Origin of the sequence: Streptomyces sp. NPDC127097, assembly GCF_042724075.1 — a bacterium.
In the GTDB taxonomy this organism is placed as follows: Bacteria; Actinomycetota; Actinomycetes; order Streptomycetales; family Streptomycetaceae; genus Streptomyces.
Map to the genome: position 1 here is coordinate 294,965 of NZ_JBHXFI010000001.1, position 25,450 is coordinate 320,414.

Sequence of the window (25,450 nt, forward strand, 5' to 3'; positions counted from 1 at the left end):
ACACCCTGGAGATCGGGCCCGGTTACGGCGCCACGACGCGGGTGCTGACGCGACGGACCGGCGGCCGGCGGGCAGCGGGCAGCGGGCCCAGGGCCGGCCCGGGACCAGGGCCTGGGCGTGGCCCTACGCCAGCAACCCGCGCTCCAGCGCCGTGATCACGGCCGCGGTCCGGTCCGACACCTCCAGCTTCTTGAACGCCCGCAGGAGATGGGTCTTGACCGTCGCCTCACCGATGAACAGCTGCCGGCCGATCTCGGCATTGGTCAGCCCCTGGCTGACCAGCCGCAGCACCTCGCACTCCCGGCCGGACAGCAGCGGCGCCTCCACCGCCCGCGCCCGGAACAGCTTGGGGGCCAGCGACGGCGTCAGCACGGTCGCCCCGCGCGCCGCACCGTGCACCGCGTCGATCAGCTCCGCCCGGGAACTGCCCTTGAGGAGATAGCCGGCCGCGCCCGCCTCCACGGCGCGCAGGATGTCGCCGTCGTCCTCGTAGGTGGTGACGATGACGACCTTGGTGCGCGGCGACCGCCGCAGGATGTGGCCGGTGGCGGCGACCCCGTCCATCGCGCCCATCCGCAGATCCAGCAGCACCAGGTCCGGGGTCAGCCGCTCCGCCAGCGTCACGGCCTCCTCACCGCAGCCCGCCTGCCCCACGACCTCGATGCCCGGGTCGGATTCGAGCATGGCGCACAGGCCCTCGCGGACGACGGGATGATCGTCCGCGAGCAGCACCCGCACCACGGCCGGGTCCTCAACGCCCTTCATGTGCCGCCTCCGTCCGCCGTTCCGCCACTTCGGGGCGCGGTGCCGACGGCTCCTCCGGGCGTCCCGCCGCCTCGTCCAAGGGCACCGTCACCTCGACGACGGTGCCCGCTCCCGGCTCGCTCAGCACGCTCATCGCCCCACCGATCTCCGCCAGCCGGGCCGCCATGCCCCGCAGCCCGAACCCGCCGTCCTCGTCCCCGCCGCCGGGCCCGTCCGGCCCGCCCTGTGCCGCACCACGCTCCGCCTCCGCCGCGTCGAACCCCTTGCCGTCATCGGTGACCTGGAGCCCGACGTGCCCTTCGCCGTACCGCAGCACCAGGTCCACCGCACGGGCATCGGCGTGCTTGCGCACATTGGTGCCGGCCTCCTGCGCGGCCCGCAGCAGGACGACATTGACCGCCATCGGCAGCGGCCGCTCGTCCCCGTCGACGGTGAACCGCGCCAGCAGCCCGGTCTGCGCGGCCAGCCCGTCCGCCTGCCGCCGCAGCGCCTGCGCCAGGGAACTCTCCCGCAGCGAAGCGGGCGTCCGGTCGGCGACGAAGGAACGGGCCTCCGCCAGGCTCTCCTTGGCCATCCGCCCGACCAGCGCGAGGTGCTTCCGGGCGACGGCGGGAGCGCCCTCCACCTCCGCGTCGGCCGCCTGCACCAGGCTGATGATGCTGGTCAGGCTCTGCGCCAGGGTGTCGTGAATCTCGCGCGCCAGCCGCTCGCGCTCGGCGGAGATCCCGGCCTGGTGCGACAGCCGGGCCACCTGCTCGCGGTTCCGCCGTAGCTCCTCGATGAGTTCGGCGTGCTCCCGGTTCTGCCGTACCACCCGCTTGATCCACAGCCCGAGGAGCACGGACAGCGCGATCCCGAGCAGCGACGCCAGCAGCACGAACAGCATCAGCGGGGCGGTGGCGCCGCCCTGGAGCCACAGCATCGTGACGGGGACGAGATTGCCGAGCACGCCGGCCACCACGGCCGGCCGGGTGTCCAGGCTCATCATCAGCATCGGGACCAGCGCGAACAGCGCGAACGCACTCGTCAGATCCACCGCGGTGGCGAGCCCGAACAGCCCGAAGAGCCCGCCGGCGAAGACCGCGTTCCGCCGGTCCCGGTCATGACGCAGCATCAACGGCCGCCCGATCCCCGCGTACCAGGGCACGGCCAGCGTCAGCGCACCGATGGCGATCAGCCGCCCGGTCTGCGGTACGGCGGAGGTGAACACCAGCCCCGTGGTGACCAGATAGCAGATCACGAAGTAGCTGTCCCACAGCCCGAACCAACGCACCCGTGCGTCGGGCGCGCGCCGCGCCTCACGCGTCACCGTGTCCATCCCCCTGCATCCGAACGGCCCCGCACCGGGGCGCGGGCGCCATCGTGCCACCGCGGCCCCAGTCCTATCACCCCGGCTTCCGCCCCGGCCGCGCTGTCCACCGACCGGTGGACAGCTGAATCCACCGGCCGGTCGTACCCCCACAACAAGGGGTCGCCATAACGTCGTTGACGGCGGTCGGCGGACAGCGCAGAAACCGCCGGAGCAACACACCTCGCAGCATTGCGGAAAGGCCCCGGAATTCCATGAACCACCTGAGTCAGTTCGTTATCGCGCTGATTGCCAGCGTCTCCATTCTCACCATCATCCTGGCGACCGACCTGGGCCGCCGCCGGGTCACCAATATGCGCATGCTGCGCTCCGTACTCGCGGTCGCCGTCATCATCGCGATCTTCGTGGACTCGTTCCCGACCTCGGGGAATGCCCCGTCCTTCCAGCTCATCGGCGTCGGCGTGGGCGTGATCTGCGGTCTGGTCGCCGGCGTCCTGCTCCCCGCCCACCGCGGCGCCGACGGGCAGATCTACACCATCGGCGGATTCGGCTACGCCCTGGTCTGGATCGTCCTCTCCAGCGCCCGCGTCCTTTTCGCCTATGGCGCCGAGCACTGGTTCGCCGAGGGCCTGATCCGCTTCAGCATCGAAAATGAGCTCAGCGGTCCGGACGTCTACTCCAATGCCTTTGTCTTCATGTCCCTGGCCATGGTTCTCACCCGCACCGCGGTGCTCGTGGCAAAGCGCCGCCGCATCCGCCTTTCGCCCGCGGAGCCGGTGGGGACGGAAGAGCAGCCGGCCGCGGTCTGAGGGCCGCCCGCGACGTCCGGCCGGACCGCTCCGGTCAGGCGTGCTCGGCCATCCGCGCCGCACCGCGGAACACCTGCGCCGTATGCCAGCGGATGTGCTCGGGGGCCACCCTGGGGCATCCGCTCTGGGGGCCGATGAGCGGTTGGCCGGTGAGGGCGAGCACCTGGGCACGGGCCGCGGCGCCATGGCCCACGAACTCCCGGGAGACAGCGATCCGCCGGCCGCCGTCCAGGCCGAGTACGCCCCGGTCGAACAGCTTGTGGTGCAGCGAGCACAGACACAGGCAGTTGGCGAGGTCGTCCGGCCCCTGGAAGGCCCACCACTGGACATGGGCGGCTTCCAGCCCGACCGGCACCCGGCCGAGCGACCCGTCGAACCCGCAGAAGGCGCAGCGGTACTCGTAGGCCACCAGTACCTGCCTGCGCAGCTCGGCCGCGCGCCGGCGCTCGGCCGCCGGGCCGGCGGTGCGCACCGCCGCCACCGGTTCGAGGTCGAGTCCGACGGCGGCGGTGAGGTCCGCGTGGAGCGACGGCGGGAAGTGGCTGTCCAGCAGCAGCTGCGCCAACCGCCCGAGCAGCGCCGGGTCCGTGGACAGCGCGGCGCGCAGGTCCGGGACGAGCTGCCCCCGCGCACCGCTCTCCCGCAACACCCGGACCCCGGTGCCCGGACTGGCCTCCCCGTCGTCGGTGCGCACCTCCCAGACGCCGTCACTGATGAGATGGTGGAACGGGTACGAGGGCGAGGTCCGGTGCGCGGGACCGTAGTCCTGTAGCAGTTCCGCCAGATCACGCTCGATGTCCGAGTAGCGCAGCGAGCCGTCGGGCTGCCGCTGGAACCGCCCCAACGCATAGAGCAGCAACAGGGGTTTGTGCGGCGCACGGGTTCCGTTGTGCGTCCACTGCCGCAGATTTCCCACCCGCTCGATCCACTCCATGACAGGCGACTGTAGGACGGGTGGTGAACCGGCTGCCCGCGCGGGACCTCGATGCGGAACGGGATTGAACCGAAGCCCCCGGCCGCACGTACAGATAACGGCGGCCGAATCCCCGGTTCCGGTCCGCCGTGCCACCACCGGCCTCGCACGGAAGGACCTTCGGGTTGCCGCACTCCACGCGCCTCAGCCAGCCGCCGAACTCGACGAAGGCAACCACGACGGAGGCCCCGCCGCCGGACGGCCCTCCGGAGACGCCGGACGGTCCTCCGGAGACGCCGGACGGTCCTCTGGAGGAGACGCCGGACGGTCCTCCGGAGCGGACGCCGGACGGTCCTCTGGAGCAGACGCCGGACGGTTCTCTGGAGGAGACGCCGGACGCTCCTCGGGATCACACGCCGGACGTCGAGACCGCCGCGGAAGTCGAGACCCCCGCCGACGTCGAGGCCGTCGCCCGCCGCGGCCGGCGGGACCGGTATCCGGCCGTCGCGCGGGCCGTGCGGTGGACGGTCACCGCGCTGGCCGCCGTGCTGGTGCTCGGTGCGCTGCTCCTGCCGAACCAGCTCACCCGCCTCACGCCCGGCGAGTTCCTGCGGATCCCGGTGGAGGGCATCTTCGGCGCGGCCCTGCTGCTGCTCCTGCCGCCGAGGGCGCGGCGGGTGGCGGCGGTGATCGCCGGGGTCGGCCTCGGCCTGCGGACCCTCTTGAACTGCCTCGACATGGGCTTCTACTCGGTGCTCGCGCGGCCCTTCGACCCGGTGCTCGACTGGATCCTGTTCGACGACGCCGAGTCGTTCCTCAAGGACTCGATAGGGCAGGCGGGCGCGATCGGAGCCGTGGCCGGCGTCGTGCTCCTCGTGCTCGCCCTGCTCGTCCTCATGACGCTGGCGGTCGTCCGGCTCAGCCGCCTCCTGGTACGGCACAGCGCCGTGGCGACCCGTACCACCCTCGTGCTCGGCACCGTCTGGATCACCTGCGCGGCGCTCGGCGTCCAGCTCGCCGGGGTCCCGGTCGCCGCCACCAACACCGCCGACCTCGTCCGGGACAGTGCGCAGCGGCTGCGCGCGAGCCTGGCCGACCAGCAGGTGTTCGCCAAGGAAGCGCGCGCCGACGCCTTCCGCGACACCCCGCCGGACCAGCTGCTGACCGGACTGCGCGGCAAGGACGTCATCTTCACCTTCATCGAGAGCTACGGCCGCAGCGCGATCGCGGACCCGGCGATGGCGTCGCAGGTCGACGCGGTGCTCAAGGACGGGACCAAGCGGCTGCGCAAGGCCGGGTTCGCCTCCCGGAGTGCCTGGCTCACCTCACCCACAGCGGGCGGCGGCAGCTGGCTGGCCCACTCCACCTTCATGTCCGGCCTGTGGATCAAGAACCAGCAGCGCTACCGCACCGTCACCTCCAGCGACCGGATGCCCCTCACCGACGCCTTCAAGCGCTCCGGCGCCTGGCGCACGGCCGGCATCATGCCGGGCGTCACCCGCTCCTGGCCGGAGGGCAAGTTCTACGGCCTCGACCACGTCTACGACACCCACCATCTCGGCTACCGGGGCCCCCAGTTCAGCTGGTCGCGGGTGCCCGACCAATACAGCCTGTCGGCCTTTGAACGCCTGGAGCACGGCAAGCGCCATCACAAGCCGCTGATGTCGGAGATCATCCTCGTCTCCAGCCACAACCCCTGGGCACCCATCCCCAAGATGATCGGCTGGGACGAACTCGGCGACGGCTCCGTCTACAACGGCATCAAGAAGGCGGGCAAGGACCCCAAGGAGGTGTGGAAGGACCCCGCACAGGTACGGAACGAGTACCGCCGCGCCATCCAGTACTCGCTGCACAGCCTCATCTCGTACATGGAGAAGTACGGCAACAAGAACACCGTGCTCGTCTTCCTCGGCGACCATCAGCCCGTCCCGACGGTGACCGGCGAGAACGCCAGCCGGGACGTGCCGGTCGCGCTGGTCGCACACGACCCCGCCGTGCTGGACCGGATCTCCGGCTGGAACTGGCAGGACGGCCTGAAGCCCGGCCCGAAGACCCCGGTCTGGCGGATGGACACCTTCCGCGACCGCTTCCTGACCGCCTTCGGTCCCTGGGGCGGGGCGGCGTCACCCCGGGCCGGCCACTGACCGCCGGGCTGCCGCACACCCTGCCGTCACACGCCCGCCGTCACACCCCCGCCGTCAGCCCCTTGATCATCCGGTCGAGAAGGCGGTCGAAGACGGCCTGCGGTGCCGAGTCATGGCTCGGCACCGCCAGGGCCTCCGCGAGTCGGGGATACCGGCCGTCCACGGCGACGGACCGGAGGTAGCGGTCCTGGGCGTCGAGGAGTTCACCGGACGGGCGGCCGCCGGCTTCGACCGCCCGTTCCTGGGCCAGTTCGTAGGACACATGGCTGGCCACGAAACCGGTGAGCAGACTGAAGGTCTCCAGCCGGGCCGGCGCCTCCAGCCCCACGGGGGCGAGCACGGCGAGGGCGTACTCCAGGGCGGCGAGCGCGTTCGGGCCGAGCGTCTGCCGTGCGGACAGGGCCGCGGGCAGCCACGGGTGGCGCCGCATGATCGTGCGCTGCTCGCGGGCGAACTGCCGGAGATCGGCCCGCCAGTCGCCGGACGGCGCGGCCGGCAGCCGGTGGTCGCCGCTCACCTGGTCGATCATGAGCTCCAGCAGCGTCTCCTTGTTGGGGACGTAGCTGTAGAGCGACATCGTGCCGGCCCCGATCCGGGCCGCGACCGCGCGCATGGTGACCGCGGCGAGCCCTTCGGCATCGGCGAGGGCGATGGCCGCGGTGGTGATCGCGGCGCGGCTGTGGGCCGGCGGCCGCCCCCGTCGCGGGCGTTCGGCCTGCGACCAGAGCTGCTCGGGATCCACACCGGCACTACGGCCGGCTGAGCCTGTACGGGGCACGGCAACCTCTCCTCACTCCTGCCGGCCATCCAATCACCCCCGCATCCCGCACGCCGTACGGGAACCGAATCCCCGCTGTACGGAGCGGAGATGACCCGGCCGCGCACCCCGCCCCGGAACGCCCCTGGGCACCCGCCGACTCCTGGCTTCGCGCCCCGGGCCCGGTGTGGTCCCCGGCTCAGCCCTGGGCGGTGGGCCGGACGACGATCTCGTTCACATCGACCCCGGCGGGCTGCTCGATGGCGAACGCGATGGCGCGGGCGATCGCCGCGGGCGGCATGGCGAGCTCGTCCCGCATCTTCGTGATCTCCGCCCTGACCCGGCTGTTGGTGGACGCCTCGGCGAAGTCGGTGGCGGTCACCCCGGGCGAGACGGTGGTCACCCGCAGCGCGTCGCCGGCCTCCTGGCGCAGCCCTTCGCAGATCGCCCGGACCGCGTACTTGGTACCGGCGTAGACCGCCATGGCGGGGACGACACGAAAGGCCGCCGTGGACGCGGTGGTGATGAAGTGGCCGCTGCCCTGCGCGCGGAAGACCGGCAGCGCGGCGGCGATGCCGTGCAGGACCCCCTTCACATTGACGTCGACCATGTGGTCCCACTCCTCGACCCGCAGATCATCGAGCGGCGAGATCGTGCCCACCCCGGCGTTGCCGACCAGCACATCGAGCCGCCCGAAGCGCTCACCGGCCAGCGCGACCAGGGCGTGCAGATCGTCCCGCCGGGTCACATCGGTGCGGAGGTGCACGGCCGTGCCACCCGCCTGCTCGATCCGGGCCGCCACCTCCGCCAGCCGCTCGGACCGACGCCCGCCGAGCACGAGCCGCGCCCCCCGCTCGGCGAGCAACGACGCGGTCGCCGCACCGATACCGCTGCCGGCTCCCGTAATAGCCACCACTTTTCCTGCAATTCCAGACATGAGCTCTTCCCTTCGTCTCGCGGCATGGGGTCTGCGGCCCGGCCTGCCCGTGGGCCCGGCCTGCCCCGCGCCCTGCCCTCACCCACGAGTCTCGGGAACTCTTAGCCTGGTATCCAGAACGTACTTATTCTGGAACTGAAGGTGCCATGCCACTACAGCCGGACCAACGCCGTCAGTTGGCCGCGTTCCTGCGCAGCCGGCGGGAACGCCTCACCCCCGACGAGGTCGGCCTCCCGCAAACCGCGCGCCGTCGCACGCCAGGACTGCGCCGGGAGGAGCTGGCACTACTCGCCGGGATCAGCGCCACCTGGTACACGTACCTGGAGCAGGGACGGAAGATCCGCGCCTCCGAACAGGTACTGACCGCCCTGGCCACGGCCCTGCGGCTCGACCGCCACGAGCGCGCCCACCTCCTCCGACTCGCCGGACACACGGCCGCCGACGCCCCAGCGGAACGCGAACCGCTCCCGCCCGACGCGGCAGCCGTGCCCGCGCTGCTCCAGCCGAACCCGGCGTACATCATCGGCGGCACCTACGACGTGCTCAGCCACAACCGGGCGGCCGCCGCACTCTTCCCGCGGCTCATCGACCACCAGGCGCAGCGGCCGCCCAACTTCGTCCGCTGGGTCTTCCTCGAACCGCTGGCCCGGGACATCGTGATCGACTGGGAAGCCGAGGCCCGCGCCCTCCTCGCCCGCCTCCGCACCCAGGCCGGCCGCCACCCCACCGACCCGCGCTACACCCGCCTGATCGACGAGCTGACCGACCACAGCCCGGAAGCGCGCTCCTGGTGGCGCCAGTACGAGGTCCAGCCCCGGCACAGCGGCCACAAGCGCCTGAACCACCCCCGACGCGGCCCGGTCGCCTACACCTACACCGCCTTCCACCTGGCCGAACAGCCGGACCAGACACTGGTGGTGTACGTCGATGCGGCGACGGCACCCGGGCAGCCGCTGCCCGAGCAGTGAGACCGTGACGCGTCAGGGCGCATCAGGACGCGTCAGAACGAGGGAGGGCGCGTCAGGACGGGGCAGGGGACGTCAGAACGAATGAGGGCACGTCAGCGCGCGCGGTGAAGGCGGCGGTGCAGTGCACGCACCTGCTCCGCCAGGCCGGGAACCGGGCCCTCCACCACGAGGCCGGGCACGACGTCCCGGATCGGGAGGGCGCGTACGGGAGGGCCGGGAATCCCCAACTCGCCGCGCCAGGCCGTCAGTTGCTCGGAGGAGCTCACGTACACGATGCGCCCCAGCCCGGCCCAGCCGTGCGCGGCGGCACACATCGGGCAGTGCTCACCGGAGGTGTAGACGGTCGCCGCCGCTCGTTCCTCGGGGGACAGGTGCGCCGAGGCCCAGCGCGCCAGCTCAATTTCCGGGTGACGGGTCTGATCGCCCGAGCCCACCCGGTTGCGGTCCTCGGCGAGGACGCTCCCGTCCCCGCCGACGAGCACCGAGCCGAACGGTTCGTCGCCCGCCTCCAGCGCCTCGGTTGCCAGCTCCACGCAGCGGCGCAGGTGCCGCAGTTCAGTCTCGTTCACGACGATGCTCCCAGCACGCGGTCTCCAGGGATGCTAAGCCCTTGCCCCCTTCGAGGTCAGCGGCGCGGCAACACGCCCGGAACGGACACCGCGCGGGCCCCACGCCGACGCCGCTCCGCCGCAGGCCGTTCGTCCCGCTCCGCCGACCGTTCGTCCTGCTCCGCCGGCCGTTGCCTCACTCCACGGGCCGTTGCCTCACTCCACGGGCAGCTCGGCCTCGATGAGGTCGGCCGCCCGCCGGGTGCCGCCCTCGCCGGCCATCTCCCGCTGAATGGCCGCGAGGCGCCGCGCCACGTCCGGGTCGTCGACGAGCGCCAGCACCGCCGAGCGGAGGGTGGCGGCGTCCGCCTGGTCCATCGGCACATGACGGGCCACGCCGAGCCCCTGGAGCATGTCCGCGTTGCCGAACTGGTCAACGGCCTGCGGTACGGCCACCATGGGCGTGGCAGTGGCCAGCCCCTCCTGGCTGCCCCCCGCCCCGGCGTGCGTGATGAACGCATCGGCCTTCCTCAGGATCGCCAACTGCGGTACCCACTGCCGCACTTCGACGTTCCCGGGAACCTCCCCGAGCTCCTCGGCGGTGACATGCTTGCCCACCTGGAGCACGAGATGCCAGCCCGGCAGATCGCCGAACGCCTTGACGCACTCGCGGTAGAAAGCGGGCTGCTTGGTGAAGGCCGAGCCGAGCGAGACCAGCACCACGCGCTCGGCGCCCACGGGCCGCTCCCAGTCCCCCTGCGCCGCACGCTCCCCCTGGCAGGCGCCGACGAACGAGTGGACCTGCTCATCGACCCGGTCGGCGTTCGGCTGTAGCGCCTTCGGGATGAGCACGATCGAACGACCGGGACGGCCGACGAACGGGTCGGGATGCTGCGTGATCCCGTTCTCCGTCAGCCAGTTGCCGAACTTCTCGTAGTACGCCCGCCCGCGCTCGGTCGCCTTGGGCTCCGCCCACATCGGCTCGGCGACCTCCTCCTCATACCCCTCCCACGCCACGAGGTTCGGCGAGAGCGACACCGCCGGCACTCCCCAGCGGTGGGCCAGAACGCGTGCCGGGTAGGAGGTGATGTCATGCAGCACGAGATCCGGCTCATCCCCGCGATAGGACTCAATGAGCTGCGGCAGCACCTGAATCGCGTCATGGAGAAACGGCTCGACGTTATCGAGAAGCGTGGTCCCCCACGCCGACGGATCATCATCCGGCGACGGCAGCGTCGTGCGATACGGCACGGGCTCCGCCCCCGTCTCGGCAACCTTCTCCGCAAAAAGATGCGGGATCGCGTACGTGACACGGTGCCCCCGGGCGACGAGCTCGCGGATCACTTCGAGACTCGGGTTCACGTGCCCGTGGGCGGCGATGGAGAACATGGCGATATGGGCACGCTTGGGGTGTTGAGGCGTCGTCATGTCTTCACGCTAGGCGAGACGATACGTCTCGTGCAATCCATTTCCGATTTAATCCACCTTGCGGGCCGGCCTGCGCAGGTGAGGGCGGGAATGCGGTGGCGCCCGACGGCGACCGGGTTCAGAGCCGGCCCAGCCGTGCGACGAGGAGCGCGGCGTCGTCCGTGGAGCTGGCCGGACGTACGGCCGTCATCGCGTCACAGATCTCGTCCAGGGGGGCCTTCGGGTCGCGGACGGCTCGGCTCAGGAGCGCGATTCCCTGGTCGAGGTCGAGAACCGCTTTGCGGTCTTCGATCATCCCGTCCGTGTAGAGGACCATCAGGCTCCCTGGCGGGACGGCGTATTCCTGGTCGGCGTACACGTCGTGCAGGCCCATCCCCACGGGCGGCCCTGGCTCGCACTCCAGCACTGCTACCGATCCGTCCGGCATGACCAACAGAGGGGGCGGGTGTCCGGCGAGTGCGATGCGGCAGCGTCCCACACCCCCGTCGTACACGACGCAGGTACACGTCGCGGCGAGTTCGCCGTCGCTGCCGGTGAACAACCCGTCCAAGCGGGTGAGCAGTTGGCCTGGCGGCAGCCCCACGGCCAGTAGCGCGTGCACCGAGGAGCGGTAGCAGCCCATCGCGGCGGCGGCGCCCACGCCGTGGCCGATCACGTCACCGATCCCCAACCCGATCCTGCCGCCGGGGAGCGCCACCGCGTCGTACCAGTCGCCCCCGGCCAAGGTGTCGTCTTCGGCCGGGCGGTAGCGGTACGCCAGTTGGAACCATTTCGCCGATGGCAGCTGAGTGGGGAGCAGGTGGCGCTGGAGCGCGAGAGCGGCCAGCCGTTCGCGTCGGTAGAGCAGCGCGTTGTCGATCGCGGTGGCGGTACGGGCCGCGATCTCGCGCGCCAGGAGCGTGTCCTCGGAACTGAAGGCATCCACCTGCCGCAGGAAGGTCACAGCTCCGATCATCCTGCCGACCGCGATCAGTGGCACTGCCATGCCGTGCAGTGCGGCCCCGTTCTTCTCCGCGGTCTCGAATGCCACCGGCTGCGCCGAGTTGACGCACTGGGCGGCGGCCCGGAGCGTCGGACGTGGCTGCGGCAGCTCGTCCTCGGGACGTGGCCTGCTGGCGCCTGACGTGAGATTCAGGGGGTGGAAGAGAGGCCCCGGTGGGTCAGCGGGCTGCTCGCCGGACTCCGCCGCACGGGTATCGAAGGAATCGGCGGTCGGCTGCGCCGCGCTCTCCAGCAGATCGACCTCGACAGCTTCGGCGAATGCCGGAACGCAGGCCGCTACCAGCTCGGTCGCGACGGTTCGCGGGTCCAGCCCCTGGCCGAGCCGGGCACTGACCCGGCCCAGCAGTTCCAGCCTGCGCCGCCCGTGGGCCGTGTCCAGGAGTTCCCCTCCGCCGTCCGTCAACTCGTAGACGATGCCTCCTACGCCCATGACTGTGCCGTCGGACCGTTGAAGCGGGAACAGGTTTGCGACGACCTCGTACGGATCGCCGTCCGGCCTGTTGGCCGCCACCCGGAGGTTCTCGATGGTCTCTCCCCTGTCCACCACGCGGCGCAGCAACTTTTCCATCGCTTCCGGATCGGGCAGGTTCAGAACTTCGAGGGCGGAGCGGCCCAGATGCTGTTCGACGGGGGTGCGATGCACGCGGGCGTACGCCTCGTTGACGTACAGGAAGCGCAGTTCCGTGTCGATTACCGCCAGGCCGACGGGTGAGGAATGCAGAAGACGGTCGAGCGTGACCGCATGGCCCTGGCTGGTCACCTGCGCCTGGGGCACCGCCACGGCGAGTAGGCCCGTACCGGTCGCCAGCGGAACCGGCACGGGGTGCCAGGTGACGCTGCGGCAGGTGCCGTCGCGGCAGCGGAGCCAGTCGGTGTGCTCGCCGCCGGCGGTACGCAGCAGTGCCTGGACGAGTGCACCTCCCCGTAGCCTCGTCCGGTCGGCGAGCAGCGCCGCGTCCCGGCCGATGACCTCCTGATCCGGATAGCCGGTCAGTGCCCGTGCGCCGTCGCTCCAGCGCTGGACCCGCCCGTCGGGATCGATGAGCACGGTGGCGAGCGGGGGCCCGGAGGGCGGCTCGGCCACTACGAACGGTGGCGACGTAGACCGCCTACCAGGCCGGCCTCCCGCCTGCGCAGAATCCACCTCGCACACCGTCCCCACAGCGTGGATGGGCACGTGCGCACGGGATGGCACGCGCCATCACTCACGTTCTTGCCGTCTTCACCAAGATAAGAGCTGGTGAGGTGGTTTTCCTGGTGAACGGCGGTTGCTCCACGGCACGGCGGACCGGCAACGCGGCTGCCGCTTCTCTACCGGCTTCGCCTGGCCCGGCCGACGCGGTCTGCCGGGTGGGACGTCTAGCGCAAGATCCAGGAAGTCAATACCATGCGCACGATCCGGCCACAGCCGGGTCGGTCCGGCGATCTTCCCTGGAAGGGCGGGAGCACTCTCTGCTGCAAGAGCCCGTTCGCATCTAGGAGGGAATGGTGTCGCAGTACCGCAGGCTCGCGAGTCGTCTAGCTGGCTGGTTTCCATCGGTCACCCGTTACACTGCGTGGCCCATACGCTCGAGCCCGGTCGGCTCCTCGGAGCGAGGTAGAGCACGCCGCCGCAGGGAGATGCCGTGAAAGACGTCGGGTCGGTGCGTACTGCTGTTTTCCGGGAGGACGAGGGCGATCCCGGCGCCTTCCAGGCCAACGCGAGCATCGTGCAGGCGGGTTTCTTCTGCTGGGAGATCTCCACCGGCGAGGTGAGCTGCGATCCGGTCACCCTCGCACTGCACGGCATGCCCGAGAACGGCCCATCGGACATCTCGAGCTTCCTGGCCGCAGTGCACGAGTCCGATCTGGCCGATGTGCGCGATGCGCTGGGGTTGATAGCGGAATCCTGCGGTAACTACCAGATCGAGTACCGCGTATCTTCCGGTGACGGTCGGTACCGGTCCCTGGAAGCCCGGGGCCGCGTCCTGCCCGACGCCGACGGGCTGCCGGCCCGCATGGTCGGCGTGGTCATGGACACCACGGCCGTCCGTGAGCGCCACGAAGCGGAGAGGTTGCGGCTGTACGAGCGCGCCACCCGTGACCGCTGGATGCAGGAGCTGACCGCGGCTCTGGCCGCCGCGGTGACGGTCAAGGACATCATGGCCGCCGCGCAGGCCGGACTGCGTACCTTCGGAGCGGGCGCCCTGGCAGTGATCGCCCCGGAGAGGGACGGGTTGTCCGTCGTCGCCTCGTGCGCCGACGACGAGCAGGGGGAGGACTCCATACGAGTCCTCGACGCCACGGTCCGTTCACTCGTCGAGGAGTCGCTCGACCGCAGGGTACCCGTCCTCATCGGCTCCGCGGACGCGCTGATCACCGGCCATCCGCACCTGGCGCCCCTCAAGCAGTCGGCCCGCCGGGCGTGGGCGGCACTGCCGCTCACGGACTCGCGCGGTCGCGTCAGTTCCTGCCTCGTCAGCTTCCCCGAGCCGCAGGAATTTCTGCCCGAGGAGCGGGCCCTCCTGGTCGCCGCCATGGGACTGCTCGCCCAGTCACTGGAGCGAGCCGGCATGTACGAGTCGGAACACGCGCTCGCGACCGAGCTCCAGCGCGGCATGCTGCCGCGCGGGCCGCTCACGGTGCCGGGTGTGACCATCGCCGCCCGCTACCAGGCCGCCACCTCCGGCATGTGGATCGGCGGGGACTGGTACGACGCCATCAGCCTGCCCGACGGCGGCGTGGCTCTGGTCATCGGAGATGTGCAGGGACACAGCGTTCACGCCGCGTCTCTCATGGGGCGGCTGCGCACCGCCGTGCACGCCTACGCGAACGAAGGGCACCCGCCTGCGGCCGTCCTGGAACGCACCAACCGCCTGCTGGCCGAGCTGAACACCGACCCGGACAGGGCCCTGTTCGCCACGTGCTGCTACATCGCGCTCACCCCCTCCGACGGGAGGCTCCAGGTGTGCCGGGCGGGCCATCCGGCCCCAGCGCTGATCACCCCCCCGCAAGCCGCCGCGCCTCCTGGAGGTCCCCGGCGGCCTCCCTCTGGGGATCGACCGGGAGCAGCGGTACCCGACCACCCGCCTGCGCATCGCTCCGGGCAGCGTGCTCGCGCTGACCACCGACGGCCTCCTCGAGGCCGTGAACAAGGACATCGACCAGGGCTACGAGAGGTTTCTCAAAGGTCTGCGAGGGGCTCCCACAGCGGACCTGGAGACCGTTGTCGATGCCCTCCTCGCCGGTACGCAGGAGGCGCACGGCCTGGGTGACGACGTCGCGCTGCTCCTGGCCCGGCTGGACAAGCCCGACCGCCGCAGCTGACCCAGGCCCGACCGGAAATATCCTCAACTGTCCGGGATCGCACGCCACTTGCCTCCACGACGACCCATCGAATTTCCCGTCCGCGGTACTGCCCGCGCAAGACGACGAGGCCAAAGAAACGAGACCTCTGTCGAACGTCATCGACCGGCAGGGTAATTTACATCGGTGGTTGGGACTGCCTGGTCATGCTCCATGCGGGCCTTGGCATGCCGCATCGGCAATGTCGCTGGATGCCGCGAATGGCAGAGAATTACCGAGAGCGAGCTGACGTATGGAAAATTTCCGAATACCGGACCTTTACATACCCGTACGGGCAGTGCTCAATCCGGAACTCCAGGAGGCCACCGCGGCCGCTGACGCGTGGCTGGACGAGTTCGGTCTGGTGCCCACCGAAGAGGCGCGCCGGCATGTGCAGCGCACTCGTGTGGACCGGCTCACCGCGTGGCTGTGCCCCAACGCCTCACAGGCGGCGCTGACACTGATCACCCAGTGGAACGCGTGGCTGTTCCAGTTGGACGACCAGTTCGACGACGACCCGGTGCGCGGTTACCAACCCGAGCGGTGGCGGGACGCGTTCGGTCCGTTGTTCGCCGTATTCGACGGAAACGTCGCGAGTGGGCGACTGGCGCGTTCCCTGGCCGATCTGTGGCGCCGTACCGTGGCCGTCCGTTCCTCCGCATGGCAACGAAGATTTGTCCCGCACCTGTTGTGGTATTTCGACAGTTACCGAGCCGATATGATTCACCGGGAGGAAGGGCGTGTACCCGGCCTGCAGCAATATCTCGCCCACCGTCGTGCCTCATTCGCATTCGATGCGGTCCTGGACCTGGTGGAAATCGGTATCGGTGTGGACCTGCCCGACCAACTGCATGCGAATCCAGCCTTCGCGGACATGCGAGAGGCAGTGATCTACGCGAACGCCTGCATTAACGATCTCTACTCGCTGCCCAAAGAACGCGCCCACGACTACGCGTTCAACGCCGTCACGGTGATCTGCCACCACCACCGGTGCAGCCTCCAGGAGGCGGTGGAGCGAGTGGCCGTGATGCAGGCCGGATACGTCCAGCGCATCCTCGATCTCGAACAGGTCCTGCCCGAGCGACTGGCGCGTTCCGGCCTCGCCGACGACGTCATCGCCGACGCGCTCCGCTGCGTCAGGGACTTCCATGCACTCACCGCCGGGAACGTCGCCTGGTCGAAGGAGACCGGCCGCTATGCGGAGATAGAGGCCAAGCCGACCTATCTGGCCGATTTGTTCATTCCGTAGCACCCGCGGCTTCCGCGACTCCAGGCCGCTGCTGGCTACCGATTTCGCCGAGCCGGACCCGCCGGCGCTCTTCCAAAGCCCACACGGCGACGTCAGCCGTCGGCCTTGGCCACGCCGACGGGACAGGACAGCCCTCCCCCGGGTCCCGCGGTACCCGCAGGACCCGCCCGGGTTTTGGCGTCCGAAAGGTACTGCTGGTGCTCTCCGTCCCTGCGAGGGACTGCCCGCTTCGGTGCCGCTGTCTCGTCGGGATCGAGGATGCGCCGGCCGGCGCGTGTCCGCTACAACGGCTTGTATGACGGTCTTCTTCTGCGCGAGGTGCGGAGCCGAACTCACTTCGGACTTGGTGAAGCTGCCCTTCGTGCCGGAGGTCTCGGGTCGTGACGTCGATCGGGACAAGGCGACACGTCTCGCACCCTCCGCTGTGCCACGAGGGCACTATGCGATGGATCCCGAGCCGTGGGGCGCACCCTTCGTCCCGCCGGCAGGCGAGCCTCGGCCGCACAATCCGCGCCAACTGCTCATGCCGCCCGAGCTGACCGACTGGACGTCGGCCGGCACGAGGAACACGGTCGTCGTGCATCCCGACGACGTGCCGGCTCTGCGACGGCTGGAGCAGAGTGGCCGGCACCAGGGCTGTTGCGGTCCGCTCGGCACCGGGGGCCGCAACATGGCCTGTGGGTGCGGAGCCCTCGTCGCCACCCTCGCCGCTGACTGCATGGGCCCGTACGAGCTCCACCTCGATCCCGTCCGGGTATACGTGTTCGATACGAAAGGATCGGAGGCATGAGCGGCTGTCCGGTGGCAGGGCGGGCAGCTCACACCCGTCCCCCCGATCCCGCAGTACCCGTTCGGGTTTTTGCTGGTTGAAAGGTGCTGCTGGTGGCGGTGGTTGCCGTGATAGTTGCAATTCTGCAGGCTGGCCGACACGTCCCAATTGCGCGGCGGTGCGCCGACGACCAGCCGTTAGGCGGAGCCGTAGGCGCTGCCATGGGGGCCGTGGCGGGTGATGACCGGCAGGACCCTGCGCACGCGGACCTTGCGATGACATCGGCGCGGCGGTGGCAACCCGAGCGGATCCGGTCGTGGCCCATTTATCCTTGAGCTGGGGCACAGGCCGAACTCGCCGGGGTGATGGAGATGCTCGACCTTTCCTCCGCGCTGTCCGATATCCCGCCTGTACGGGGCCAGGCACCATGGCCTCGGCACGAATACGTCAAGGGCTGGGGTGTCTTCGGGCTGCCTTTTGACTCCGGTCATGTCCTCGCCCTGCGCGTCTTCCCGGAGAACTCCTTCGGCCCCTACCGCACGTTGTGGCATCGCGACCCGAACGGCAGCTGGTCGATTTACGTCGACGGGCCACGACTGCACACCGCATGCCCCAGGTACTACGGCGCGGCCTGCGACCACACCGGATATGGCCGGATCGGGCTCACGTGGACGGGCCCTGCCACTTTGCGGGTGACGATGGATTCTCCCTCCCTGGACTGGACCCTCACCGCCTCTGCGACACGACTCCTCAGTTTCCTCAACGGCATCAGTGGGGCGCTGCCGCTCGCCACCTGGCGCCCTCGACTCCTGGTGCGGGCTCGCGAGCGCCTGGCCCGTGCATGGGGAATGGGGGACCTCCAGCTGTCCGGCATGATGCCGAGCGGTCACACCGGAACGCTCATGCCACAGCGGATGTATTTCGTCGACGACTCGCATGCCCTATTCGACGGCGTCGACATCGGGCGCCCAGTCCAGCTGAGGGAGAACCCGCGCATCGGTGACGTGCCCCTGCCGGCCCGCGGGGTTCTGGCTATCGGCCAGGCGGCATGGGAGATTCTCGACCCTGCGGAATATGAACGCACTCGTATCGAGACTGCCCGGGATCTCGCCCTACCGGGAGAAGGCGGTGCGTGACGACGGCGAGGACCGCTCCGGCCACGGATTTCGCCCTGGAACGGAGTGGTGCTGTTCCGCCGCACTGTGACGAGCGGGGACGATGCTTGCCGTCCCCGCCGGAGTCTCGCGCGCTACTTCAGGGACGGCCCTGCGGCAGCGCGTGGCTCGTGGGCGATGGGCGGTCCCATGGGCCACTGCCGCTGCCACAGTGCGGAGAGGTGCTCGCGGTCGAGTCCGAGGCTCATCCGTCGGCGGGTGCCACGCCCACCAGGCAGCTCATCCCCGTCCCTACGGGGCTCGCGTGCCAAGTGACCCCAGGCACGCAAGATGCTTCAGTGGCGACGCTTACAGAGCGTCGAACGGCGGCATGATGCGGACGATGATGATGAGCGTTGCGCGCCGTGCCACAAGGAAGTAGGACCAGCCGCCGGCGGCGTCCATGCGGCGCAGCCCCCCCGACTCCCAGCGCCAGTCAGCGGTCACCGGGCCGGGAGGCCGATGGCGGCGTGGGCTTCGTCCAGGATCCGGCCGATCTCGGAGGCGGCCCGCCGTGCCTGAGCGGCGTCGCCCGATCCGGCAGTGTTCTCCCACCGGCGGAGGACCGCTGCCGCATCGGGCTGACGCTGGATGTGGACATACGCGGCCCACTGGGCGATGAACCGCTGGAGCGGTGCCAGGTCGGAGCCCTGCCGGGACTGGTCGGCAGCTTGATCCAACTCCCGTGTGAAGGCCGGCAGCGCTGCGGGCGCGATCTGACTGATCGCCTGCCGCAGTGCGGCAACCGTGGCAGGGGGCTGGGGAATGAGTGGCTGCCCAGCGGCGGAGGCGGTCATGGCTACTCCCATGGGCGTGATTCTGATCCCGTGCGTCAGCCTATCCGGCACAAGTCCTCTCCCTCCGCTCGAACGAGTGAGGGAGAGGCAATGTGGCTCCCGCGCTTGGACCGGCTTGGCGGGAGCGTTCTACTGCTCCGTGACTTCCGGCGTCGGAGCCACGCCCACCGGGCAGCTCACGCCCGTCCCCCCGATCCCGCAGTAACCCGTCGGGTTCTTGTCCAGGTACTGCTGGTGGTACGCCTCCGCCGGATAGAAGGGGCGGCCGGTGGCGGGAAGGATTTCGGTGGTGATGTCGCCGTGGCCGGCGTTGTGGAGGACGGGGCGGTAGGCGTCGCGGGAGGACTCGGCGGTCTGCTGCTGGGTGGGGGAGTGGGTGTAGATGGCGGAGCGGTACTGGGTGCCTACGTCGTTGCCCTGGCGGAAGCCCTGGGTGGGGTCGTGGGACTCCCAGAAGAGCTTCAGGAGGGTCGTGTACGGGACGACCTTGGGGTCGTAGACGACGCGGACGGCCTCGGTGTGGCCGGTGTGGCCGCTACAGACCTCTTCGTAGGTGGGGTTCGGGGTGTGGCCGCCCTGGTAGCCGACGAGGGTGGTCCAGACGCCCTCGGTCTGCCAGAACTTCCGCTCGGCGCCCCAGAAACAGCCCAGCCCGAAATCGGCGATCTCCAGGCCGTCCGGGTACGGGCCGAGCAGCGGGTTGCCGAGGACGGTGTGCCGGTCGGGGACGGCGAAGGCCCGCTCGGGGCGGCCTTCGAGTGCCTCCTCCGGGGTGGGGAGCTGGTTCTTGAAGCGGGAGAACAGCATGGGGATCAGGCTCCTGTGGGAGGAGGGGAGGGACGACCTGGCTGGGGCGGGGATGCTGTGCGGTCGGCGGTCGGCGGTCGGCGGTCGGCGGTCGGCGGTCGGCGGTCGGCGGTCGGCGGTCGGCGGTCCGTTGTGTGCGGTGTGCGGTGACGGCGGGCGGTCAGGCCGCACTCAGGGGAACACCCGCGGAGCGGGGGGCATTCCGGCCGGCGGGGTCAGCTCCCGGATGGCGGAAAGCCCGCGGAGGTGCCGCCGAGCTGTTCCCAGCCGGCGATGGCCAGGGCGCGGTAGGCGGCGTATTCGGCGGCGGGGCTGTGGCCGTAGGACCAGGGGACGGCGCCGACGTGGCCGTCGACGAGGCGGAGCTGTTCCATGGCCTCGGCGTAGCGTTCGGCGCGTACCAGGAACCAGACCAGGAGATGGCGGACGTGCGGGGCCATGGGGTGGTCGGCGGGGGCTTCGCGCAGGGCGAAGTGGGCGCCCTCGATGGCGCGCTCGACGACCGCGCTCTGGTAGAGGCTGCGGACCATGTTGGCCTCGGGGAGGTGCTCGTAGACCGCGAAGAGGGGGAGGGCCGGGAGGAGGGTCCCCTTGGGGGCGGCGGCCGCGGCGCGTTCGGCGAAGGACTCGGCCTGCTCGCGGGAGCCGTGCCACTTCTGTGACCAGTAGGGGAGCGCGGCGAGGTGGGCGCCCATGTGCTGCGGGGCTCGCTGGGCGACCTTGGACCAGAGCTCCTCGTAGTCGGCGGGGCGGTCGTGCAGGCCGCGGGCGATCGCCAGCTCGGTGATGTACGGGATCGGGCTGCCGGGGGCCAGCAGCGCCGCTTCCCGGCAGACCGTACGGGCCTCCTCCAGAATCATCCGGAAGTCCTGGGAACCCGGGTCGCGCAGCGCCTGGACGACGAGGAACTGGGCGTGCGTCTGGGCGCCGCCGGGGTCCTTGGGGGCCTCCGAGCGCCAGGTGCGCAGCCAGATCCCGCCGGTCCGCCCGCCGTCGCCGTACCCCGGGCCCGTACCGCGCCGCTGCTGCTCCGACGCCTCCTCCGCGGCCAGCTCGAAGGCCGCGGCACCGGCCAGCGTCTGCACCCGCTGCCAGCGCCGCTCCCAGTCGTCGCCGGTGGACTTCAGCAGCTCGGCGGCCGGGCGCCAGTCGTGCGTGCGGCGCATCTCGGCGAGCGCGTCGGCCAGTTCCTGGTCCGGGCCGGGCAGCCGGACGTCGAGCTCCTCCAGCGGTACGAAGCCGTAGCCCGCCATCGGGTCGGAGGCCACCACCAGGCCCTGCCGGGTGTGCTGTACGGCCCGTCGGCGTCGCATCCAGGGCAGGAAGACGAGGCCGCCGAGCGCGAGCGCGGCGAAGAGAACCAGCAGAGCGTCCATGTGGGGTGTCCTGTACCTGAAATTCTTGTAACGGCTGCCTGGGAGCTGCGGTGGGGCGGAGAGGTGGGCGACGGGTGCGAGGGGCGGTGCGCGGCGGGCGGTGACGGGAACCGCTGTGCGGATCCTCGTACGTATCCACTATCCAGCCAACCAGAAAGTTCCGGAAAGTTCGGTTGCGCGGACGACTACCCTCGGCAGGCATGAGCGACAAGCGCGAAGAGCGCCACCAGCATTTCGAGACCCGTGCCATCCACGCAGGTCAGGAGCCTGACGAGGCGACCGGCGCGGTGGTGCCTCCCATCTACCAGGTATCCACGTACAAGCAGGACGGCGTGGGCGGGCTCCGCGGCGGCTACGAGTACAGCCGCAGCGCCAACCCGACCCGTACCGCCCTCGAAGAGAATCTCGCCGCCCTGGACGGCGGCCGCCGCGGCCTCGCCTTCGCCTCCGGCCTCGCCGCCGAGGACTGCCTGCTGCGGACCCTGCTGACCCCCGGCGACCATGTCGTCATCCCCAATGACGCCTACGGCGGCACGTTCCGTCTCATCTCCAAGGTCGTCGAGCGCTGGGGCGTGGAGTGGTCGGTGGCCGACACCTCCGACCCGCAGGCCGTGCGCGCCGCGCTGCGGCCCCGTACGAAGGCGATCTGGGTGGAGACGCCGAGCAACCCGCTGCTCGGCATCACCGACATCGCGGCGCTCGCCGCCGTCGCCCGGGACGCCGGCGTCAAGCTCGTTGTCGACAACACCTTCGCCAGCCCCTACCTCCAGCAGCCGCTCGCCCTCGGCGCCGATGTGGTGGTCTACTCCACGACCAAGTACATGGGCGGGCACTCGGACGTGGTCGGCGGCGCCCTGGTCGTCAACGACGACACCCTCGGTGAGGAACTCGCCTACCACCAGAACGCGATGGGTGCGGTCTCCGGCCCGTTCGACGCCTGGCTGGTGATGCGCGGCATCAAGACGCTCGCCGTCCGCATGGACCGGCACAGCGCCAACGCGGAGCGGATCGCGGAGCTGCTGAGCTCCCACAACAAGGTGACCCAGGTGTACTACCCGGGGCTGGCCGAGCACCCGGGCCACGACATCGCCACCAAGCAGATGCGGTCCTACGGCGGCATGGTGTCGTTCCGGGTCGCGGGCGGCGAGCAGGAGGCGGTGGAGGTCTGCAACCGGGCGCGGCTGTTCACCCTCGGTGAGTCGCTGGGCGGCGTCGAGTCGCTGATCGAGCACCCGGGGCGGATGACGCACGCCTCGACGGCCGGGTCGCTGCTGGAGGTCCCCGGCGACCTCGTGCGCCTCTCGGTCGGCATCGAGTCCGTCGACGACCTGCTGGCCGACCTCACGCAGGCGCTGGGCTGACGGGACGCGCGCCGGCTCTGCCGTTCACCACCCCTCCACGCGAGGGGTGGTGTGGGCCGGCGGGGGCAGCCACGGCTGGGTCGCGGCCGCCCAGAACAGCACCGCCAGCACGAGGAGCGCGAGCAGCCGGCCGAGGTGCCGCGCCCGCCTGCGGTGGCTCATGAGGCGGCGGCCGCGGGCGGTGGCGCGCGCGGCCAGATCGGCCGGTACGAGCGGATGCGGCCCGGCCAGCATCCGCCGTACCTCGGTCTCCTTGCGGTCGGGGGGACTGATGGCCGCGGATTCCGGTGTGGTTCCCGGTGCCGGTACGGAGTCCGCTTCCGGGAACGGGGCCGGTCCGGGGCGGCGGCTGCGCATCTCCCCGAGGGCGTGCAGGCACAGCGCGTGCACCCGCTCGGCGGGCAGGCCGAGTTGGGCGGCGGTCTGCTCCTCGGCCACGTCCTCGTGGAACCGCAGGACGAGGACCAGCCGTTCCTGCGGGGACAGCCGGTCCAGGAGCCCGCCGCGCGGCCGGCGGTGGCGCCGGGCGGTGTGCGCGACGAGGGCAGCGCCCCGCTCCTTGAGAGCCCGGGGGAGGGCGGCCAGTGCCCGGCGGGTGTGCGCGTACGGATCGTCGCCGCGCAGCCGGTCCCAGTCGGCGTACGTCCGCGACAGCGCGCGGAGCAGCAACTCCTCGGCGGCCGGGGCGGGCCGGTCGGCGGGCTCGCAGGTCAGCAGGGTGGCGGTGTGCAGCAGCCGGCCCGCAGCGCCCGCCACGAACCGCTCGAACTCCCGGGCGTGGCGGCGCTCCTGCTCCGACCGCCGCTCTCGCATCGCGCCTCCCGGATGACGGACGCCCGACCTCCTGGGCTCCTATGGCACGGCAGTGCGGTCGGCCGGTCAAGAGGCGGGACGGGCCCGCGGCGCGGAATCCGGCCCGCGGGCGCGGAAGCCGGGCCCGCGTCAGGTCAACCGGCGGGCGCGGGCGTCAGGACGTCGGGCCCGCCGGCGTCAAGGACGCGGTGATGTCGCAGAGGGAGGCGTTGAAGCGCGTCAGGAGGGTGGTGAAGGCGGCGCGCTCCTCCTCGGACCACTGCTCCGTCACCAGGGCCATCAGCGCACGGCGCGAGGTGCGCACCTCCTCCAGACGGGCCTGCCCGCGCTCGGACAGCTGGAGCACCACGGCGCGGCCGTCCTCGGGGTGGGTGGCGCGGCTGACCAGACCGGAGTCGACCAGCGGGGCGACCTGCCGGGTGACCGTCGAGGAGTCGATGCCCATACCGGCGGCCAGGGCCTTGACGCCCATCGGGCCTTCCTGGTCCAGGCGGTTGAGCAGCAGATACGCGGCGCGGTCCATGGAGTTGCGCGCCTGTCCGACACCGCCGAGCCGGCTCTGTTCTGCGCGGCGGGCGAAGACGGCCACTTGGTGCTGTAGCGCGTCGAGGAGAGCGGGGTCGGTGTGGGTCGTCATGTCCGAAGAGGTGGGCATGGCCGGGAGCTCGCTTCGGTGGAAGTGCGTATGGATGGGAGGACAGCGTACGCGGACCCGGCGCGGAGCGTACCTGTGCTGCCCATTCCGATAACGCCCCGTAGCCCCCGGGCGGTCGTCCGGGCACCGCGGTACCCTCGCCCGCCGCGCGTCTGATCACCATTCGGGCAGAAAAGGCTCTCCGGTGGGCGAACTGCGAGACTGGCGGCATGGCCGACCACACGCCGCGTACGCCGCAGGAGACCGCCGCCACCGCGCCCCCCGCGGAGGGTCCGGCGGCCGCGATCACGGTCGATGACATCCGTGCGGCGCACAAGATGCTCTCCGGTGTCTCCCGGGCCACCGCGATGGAGGGCAGCCGCTATCTGTCCGGGCTGGTCGGCGCGCCCGTGCACCTCAAGTGCGAGAACCTCCAGCGCACCGGTTCCTTCAAGATCCGCGGCGCGTACGTACGGATCGCCGGGCTCTCGGCGCAGGAGCGGGCGGCCGGTGTGGTGGCCGCGAGCGCGGGCAACCACGCACAAGGGGTGGCGCTGGCGGCCTCCCTGCTGGGGGTGCGCTCGACGGTGTTCATGCCGGTCGGCGCCCCGTTGCCGAAGGTCGCCGCGACCCGTGAATACGGGGCGGAGGTACGGCTCCAGGGCCATGTGGTGGACGAGACGCTGGCCGCCGCCCAGGACTACGCGCGCGAGACCGGTGCGGTCTTCATCCACCCCTTCGACCACCACGACATCATCGCCGGGCAGGGCACGGTCGGGCTGGAGATCCTCGAACAGTGCCCGGAGGTACGGACCATCCTCGTCGGGGTCGGCGGCGGCGGGCTGGTGGCCGGGATCGGGCTCGCGGTGAAGGCGCTGCGGCCGGATGTGCGCGTCATCGGGGTGCAGGCGGCCGGCGCGGCCTGCTATCCGCCGTCGCTGGCGGCCGGGCGTCCGGTGGCGATCGAGGGGCTGTCGACGATGGCCGACGGCATCAAGGTCGGGCGGCCCGGCGAGGTGACCTTCGGGATGGTCGAGGAGCTGGTGGACGAGGTCCGTACGGTCACCGAGGACCAGCTCTCCAGCGCGCTGCTGCTGTGTCTGGAGCGGGCCAAGCTGGTGGTGGAGCCGGCCGGGGCGAGCCCGGTGGCGGCGCTGCTCGCCGACCCGGAGTCCTTCGAGGGGCCGGTGGTCGCGGTGCTGTCCGGCGGCAATGTCGATCCGCTGCTGATGCAGCGCATCCTGCGGCACGGGATGGCGGCCGGCGGCCGTTATCTCTCGCTGCGGCTGCGGCTGACGGACCGGCCGGGGGCGCTGGCCACGCTGCTGGGGGTGCTGTCGGTGGCCGATGCGAACGTCCTCGATGTGGGCCATGTGCGCACGGATCCGCGGCTCGGTCTGACCGAGGTCGAGGTGGAGCTGCATCTGGAGACCAAGGGGCCGGCGCACTGCGCCGAACTGCGGGCGGCGCTGCGCGAGGCGGGGTACTTCGTCACGGAGTGAGCCGGCCGCGAAGGATGCGGCAAAAGGGATGGGGCCATGGGGCGTCACGGGTATACCGTGGCGCCCCACACGCGTCGGCGAACG

General features: G+C 71.0%; 21 protein-coding genes and 3 pseudogenes. 10 read left to right on the forward strand and 14 right to left on the reverse strand.

Annotated elements, in window-relative coordinates; translation table 11 throughout:
* Nucleotides 1-123: 123 nt before the first annotated feature.
* Together ACFWJW_RS01375 and ACFWJW_RS01380 are read right to left on the reverse strand one after the other, a co-directional pair.
* Complete coding sequence (locus ACFWJW_RS01375) at nt 124-765, reverse strand: response regulator (protein ID WP_387233154.1); 642 nt, start codon at nt 763-765, stop codon at nt 124-126.
* Nucleotides 752-2,083, reverse strand: a complete 1,332-nt coding sequence (locus tag ACFWJW_RS01380) for a sensor histidine kinase (RefSeq protein ID WP_387233156.1) — start codon at nt 2,081-2,083, stop codon at nt 752-754. Before ACFWJW_RS01380 ends, ACFWJW_RS01375 begins: the two co-directional genes overlap by 14 nt.
* Before the next feature lie 245 nt (nt 2,084-2,328).
* Between ACFWJW_RS01380 and ACFWJW_RS01385 the strand changes: the two genes are divergently transcribed.
* The gene (locus ACFWJW_RS01385) at nt 2,329-2,883 is read left to right on the forward strand and encodes a hypothetical protein (RefSeq protein WP_387233159.1); all 555 of its coding nucleotides are present in this window, start codon (nt 2,329-2,331) and stop codon (nt 2,881-2,883) included.
* Between the two features lie 34 nt (nt 2,884-2,917).
* Here ACFWJW_RS01385 and ACFWJW_RS01390 read toward each other — a convergent pair whose 3' ends face one another.
* Entirely contained in the window at nt 2,918-3,817 is a 900-nt protein-coding gene (locus ACFWJW_RS01390) for a phosphorothioated DNA-binding restriction endonuclease (protein WP_387233162.1), read from the reverse strand.
* A 164-nt stretch (nt 3,818-3,981) separates the two neighbouring features.
* Here ACFWJW_RS01390 and ACFWJW_RS01395 point away from each other — a divergent pair, with 164 nt between their 5' ends.
* On the forward strand, nt 3,982-5,940 hold the full coding sequence (locus ACFWJW_RS01395) for a sulfatase (protein ID WP_387233165.1): 1,959 nt from the start codon (nt 3,982-3,984) through the stop codon (nt 5,938-5,940).
* A gap of 40 nt (nt 5,941-5,980) precedes the next feature.
* Here ACFWJW_RS01395 and ACFWJW_RS01400 read toward each other — a convergent pair whose 3' ends face one another.
* Together ACFWJW_RS01400 and ACFWJW_RS01405 are read right to left on the reverse strand one after the other, a co-directional pair.
* Nucleotides 5,981-6,718 carry a TetR/AcrR family transcriptional regulator gene (locus ACFWJW_RS01400; protein WP_387233168.1) on the reverse strand — a complete coding sequence of 246 codons (738 nt, stop codon included), beginning with the start codon at nt 6,716-6,718 and terminating at the stop codon, nt 5,981-5,983.
* Between the two features lie 178 nt (nt 6,719-6,896).
* Nucleotides 6,897-7,634 (reverse strand): SDR family oxidoreductase, encoded by a 738-nt coding sequence (locus tag ACFWJW_RS01405; RefSeq protein WP_387233171.1) that lies wholly within the window; start codon nt 7,632-7,634, stop codon nt 6,897-6,899.
* Between the two features lie 146 nt (nt 7,635-7,780).
* On the opposite strand from ACFWJW_RS01405, the gene ACFWJW_RS01410 reads away from it, so the two are divergent.
* Complete coding sequence (locus ACFWJW_RS01410; protein WP_387233173.1) at nt 7,781-8,602, forward strand: helix-turn-helix transcriptional regulator; 822 nt, start codon at nt 7,781-7,783, stop codon at nt 8,600-8,602.
* A 92-nt stretch (nt 8,603-8,694) separates the two neighbouring features.
* On the opposite strand, the gene ACFWJW_RS01415 is transcribed toward ACFWJW_RS01410, so the two are convergent.
* From ACFWJW_RS01415 to ACFWJW_RS01425, 3 genes are all read right to left on the reverse strand, one after another.
* Complete coding sequence (locus ACFWJW_RS01415) at nt 8,695-9,177, reverse strand: nucleoside deaminase (protein ID WP_387233449.1); 483 nt, start codon at nt 9,175-9,177, stop codon at nt 8,695-8,697.
* Between the two features lie 189 nt (nt 9,178-9,366).
* The gene (gene mgt, locus ACFWJW_RS01420; RefSeq protein ID WP_387233176.1) at nt 9,367-10,578 is read right to left on the reverse strand and encodes a macrolide-inactivating glycosyltransferase; all 1,212 of its coding nucleotides are present in this window, start codon (nt 10,576-10,578) and stop codon (nt 9,367-9,369) included.
* Between the two features lie 118 nt (nt 10,579-10,696).
* A complete protein-coding gene (locus ACFWJW_RS01425; protein WP_387233179.1) occupies nt 10,697-12,664 on the reverse strand; it encodes a SpoIIE family protein phosphatase in 1,968 nt (655 codons plus the stop codon).
* Nucleotides 12,665-13,331: 667 nt separating this feature from the next.
* Between ACFWJW_RS01425 and ACFWJW_RS01430 the strand changes: the two are divergent.
* The 4 genes and pseudogenes from ACFWJW_RS01430 to ACFWJW_RS01445 all read left to right on the forward strand — a co-directional run.
* A pseudogene (locus tag ACFWJW_RS01430) lies at nt 13,332-14,567 on the forward strand (SpoIIE family protein phosphatase); the annotation flags it as partial.
* 49 nt (nt 14,568-14,616) lie between these two features.
* Nucleotides 14,617-14,886, forward strand: a complete 270-nt coding sequence (locus ACFWJW_RS01435) for a SpoIIE family protein phosphatase (RefSeq protein ID WP_387233452.1) — start codon at nt 14,617-14,619, stop codon at nt 14,884-14,886.
* Between the two features lie 316 nt (nt 14,887-15,202).
* The gene (locus ACFWJW_RS01440; RefSeq protein ID WP_387233182.1) at nt 15,203-16,153 is read left to right on the forward strand and encodes a hypothetical protein; all 951 of its coding nucleotides are present in this window, start codon (nt 15,203-15,205) and stop codon (nt 16,151-16,153) included.
* A gap of 295 nt (nt 16,154-16,448) precedes the next feature.
* Nucleotides 16,449-16,943 carry a hypothetical protein gene (locus tag ACFWJW_RS01445; RefSeq protein WP_387233185.1) on the forward strand — a complete coding sequence of 165 codons (495 nt, stop codon included), beginning with the start codon at nt 16,449-16,451 and terminating at the stop codon, nt 16,941-16,943.
* 20 nt (nt 16,944-16,963) lie between these two features.
* Here the strand turns inward: ACFWJW_RS01445 and ACFWJW_RS01450 are convergent.
* Nucleotides 16,964-17,038: pseudogene (locus tag ACFWJW_RS01450) on the reverse strand (peptide-methionine (S)-S-oxide reductase); the annotation flags it as partial.
* Nucleotides 17,039-17,287: 249 nt separating this feature from the next.
* Between ACFWJW_RS01450 and ACFWJW_RS01455 the strand changes: the two are divergent.
* Complete coding sequence (locus tag ACFWJW_RS01455) at nt 17,288-18,058, forward strand: hypothetical protein (protein ID WP_387233187.1); 771 nt, start codon at nt 17,288-17,290, stop codon at nt 18,056-18,058.
* Between the two features lie 461 nt (nt 18,059-18,519).
* Here the strand turns inward: ACFWJW_RS01455 and ACFWJW_RS01460 are convergent, their stop codons facing one another.
* The 3 genes from ACFWJW_RS01460 to ACFWJW_RS01470 form a co-directional block, all read right to left on the reverse strand.
* Entirely contained in the window at nt 18,520-18,873 is a 354-nt protein-coding gene (locus ACFWJW_RS01460) for a DUF6247 family protein (RefSeq protein ID WP_387233455.1), read from the reverse strand.
* Nucleotides 18,874-19,002: 129 nt separating this feature from the next.
* The gene (gene msrA / locus ACFWJW_RS01465) at nt 19,003-19,680 is read right to left on the reverse strand and encodes a peptide-methionine (S)-S-oxide reductase MsrA (RefSeq protein ID WP_387233189.1); all 678 of its coding nucleotides are present in this window, start codon (nt 19,678-19,680) and stop codon (nt 19,003-19,005) included.
* Between the two features lie 215 nt (nt 19,681-19,895).
* Nucleotides 19,896-21,056, reverse strand: coding sequence for a hypothetical protein (locus ACFWJW_RS01470; RefSeq protein ID WP_387233192.1), 1,161 nt, complete (start codon nt 21,054-21,056; stop codon nt 19,896-19,898).
* Nucleotides 21,057-21,256: 200 nt separating this feature from the next.
* Here ACFWJW_RS01470 and ACFWJW_RS01475 point away from each other — a divergent pair, with 200 nt between their 5' ends.
* Entirely contained in the window at nt 21,257-22,417 is a 1,161-nt protein-coding gene (locus ACFWJW_RS01475) for a cystathionine gamma-synthase (RefSeq protein WP_387233194.1), read from the forward strand.
* A gap of 297 nt (nt 22,418-22,714) precedes the next feature.
* Here ACFWJW_RS01475 and ACFWJW_RS01480 read toward each other — a convergent pair.
* Nucleotides 22,715-23,230 (reverse strand): annotated as a pseudogene (locus ACFWJW_RS01480) (sigma factor-like helix-turn-helix DNA-binding protein); the annotation flags it as partial.
* A gap of 154 nt (nt 23,231-23,384) precedes the next feature.
* The gene (locus ACFWJW_RS01485; protein ID WP_387233197.1) at nt 23,385-23,885 is read right to left on the reverse strand and encodes a MarR family winged helix-turn-helix transcriptional regulator; all 501 of its coding nucleotides are present in this window, start codon (nt 23,883-23,885) and stop codon (nt 23,385-23,387) included.
* A gap of 209 nt (nt 23,886-24,094) precedes the next feature.
* On the opposite strand from ACFWJW_RS01485, the gene ilvA reads away from it, so the two are divergent.
* The gene (gene ilvA, locus ACFWJW_RS01490; protein WP_387233200.1) at nt 24,095-25,366 is read left to right on the forward strand and encodes a threonine ammonia-lyase; all 1,272 of its coding nucleotides are present in this window, start codon (nt 24,095-24,097) and stop codon (nt 25,364-25,366) included.
* Nucleotides 25,367-25,450 lie beyond the last annotated feature (84 nt).

Excerpts from the sequence above, each read along its gene's own strand:
- ACFWJW_RS01375 (WP_387233154.1), bottom strand. The coding sequence starts at position 765 with ATGAAGGGCGTTGAGGACCCGGCCGTGGTGCGGGTGCTGCTCGCGGAC.
- ACFWJW_RS01390 (WP_387233162.1), bottom strand. The coding sequence starts at position 3,817 with ATGGAGTGGATCGAGCGGGTGGGAAATCTGCGGCAGTGGACGCACAAC.
- ilvA (WP_387233200.1), top strand. The coding sequence starts at position 24,095 with ATGGCCGACCACACGCCGCGTACGCCGCAGGAGACCGCCGCCACCGCG.
- mgt (WP_387233176.1), bottom strand. The coding sequence starts at position 10,578 with ATGACGACGCCTCAACACCCCAAGCGTGCCCATATCGCCATGTTCTCC.
- ACFWJW_RS01470 (WP_387233192.1), bottom strand. The coding sequence starts at position 21,056 with ATGGACGCTCTGCTGGTTCTCTTCGCCGCGCTCGCGCTCGGCGGCCTC.
- ACFWJW_RS01380 (WP_387233156.1), bottom strand. The coding sequence starts at position 2,083 with ATGGACACGGTGACGCGTGAGGCGCGGCGCGCGCCCGACGCACGGGTG.
- ACFWJW_RS01460 (WP_387233455.1), bottom strand. The coding sequence starts at position 18,873 with ATGACCGCCTCCGCCGCTGGGCAGCCACTCATTCCCCAGCCCCCTGCC.
- ACFWJW_RS01475 (WP_387233194.1), top strand. The coding sequence starts at position 21,257 with ATGAGCGACAAGCGCGAAGAGCGCCACCAGCATTTCGAGACCCGTGCC.
- ACFWJW_RS01405 (WP_387233171.1), bottom strand. The coding sequence starts at position 7,634 with ATGTCTGGAATTGCAGGAAAAGTGGTGGCTATTACGGGAGCCGGCAGC.
- ACFWJW_RS01485 (WP_387233197.1), bottom strand. The coding sequence starts at position 23,885 with ATGCCCACCTCTTCGGACATGACGACCCACACCGACCCCGCTCTCCTC.
- ACFWJW_RS01445 (WP_387233185.1), top strand. The coding sequence starts at position 16,449 with ATGACGGTCTTCTTCTGCGCGAGGTGCGGAGCCGAACTCACTTCGGAC.
- msrA (WP_387233189.1), bottom strand. The coding sequence starts at position 19,680 with ATGCTGTTCTCCCGCTTCAAGAACCAGCTCCCCACCCCGGAGGAGGCA.
- ACFWJW_RS01455 (WP_387233187.1), top strand. The coding sequence starts at position 17,288 with ATGGAGATGCTCGACCTTTCCTCCGCGCTGTCCGATATCCCGCCTGTA.
- ACFWJW_RS01385 (WP_387233159.1), top strand. The coding sequence starts at position 2,329 with ATGAACCACCTGAGTCAGTTCGTTATCGCGCTGATTGCCAGCGTCTCC.
- ACFWJW_RS01410 (WP_387233173.1), top strand. The coding sequence starts at position 7,781 with ATGCCACTACAGCCGGACCAACGCCGTCAGTTGGCCGCGTTCCTGCGC.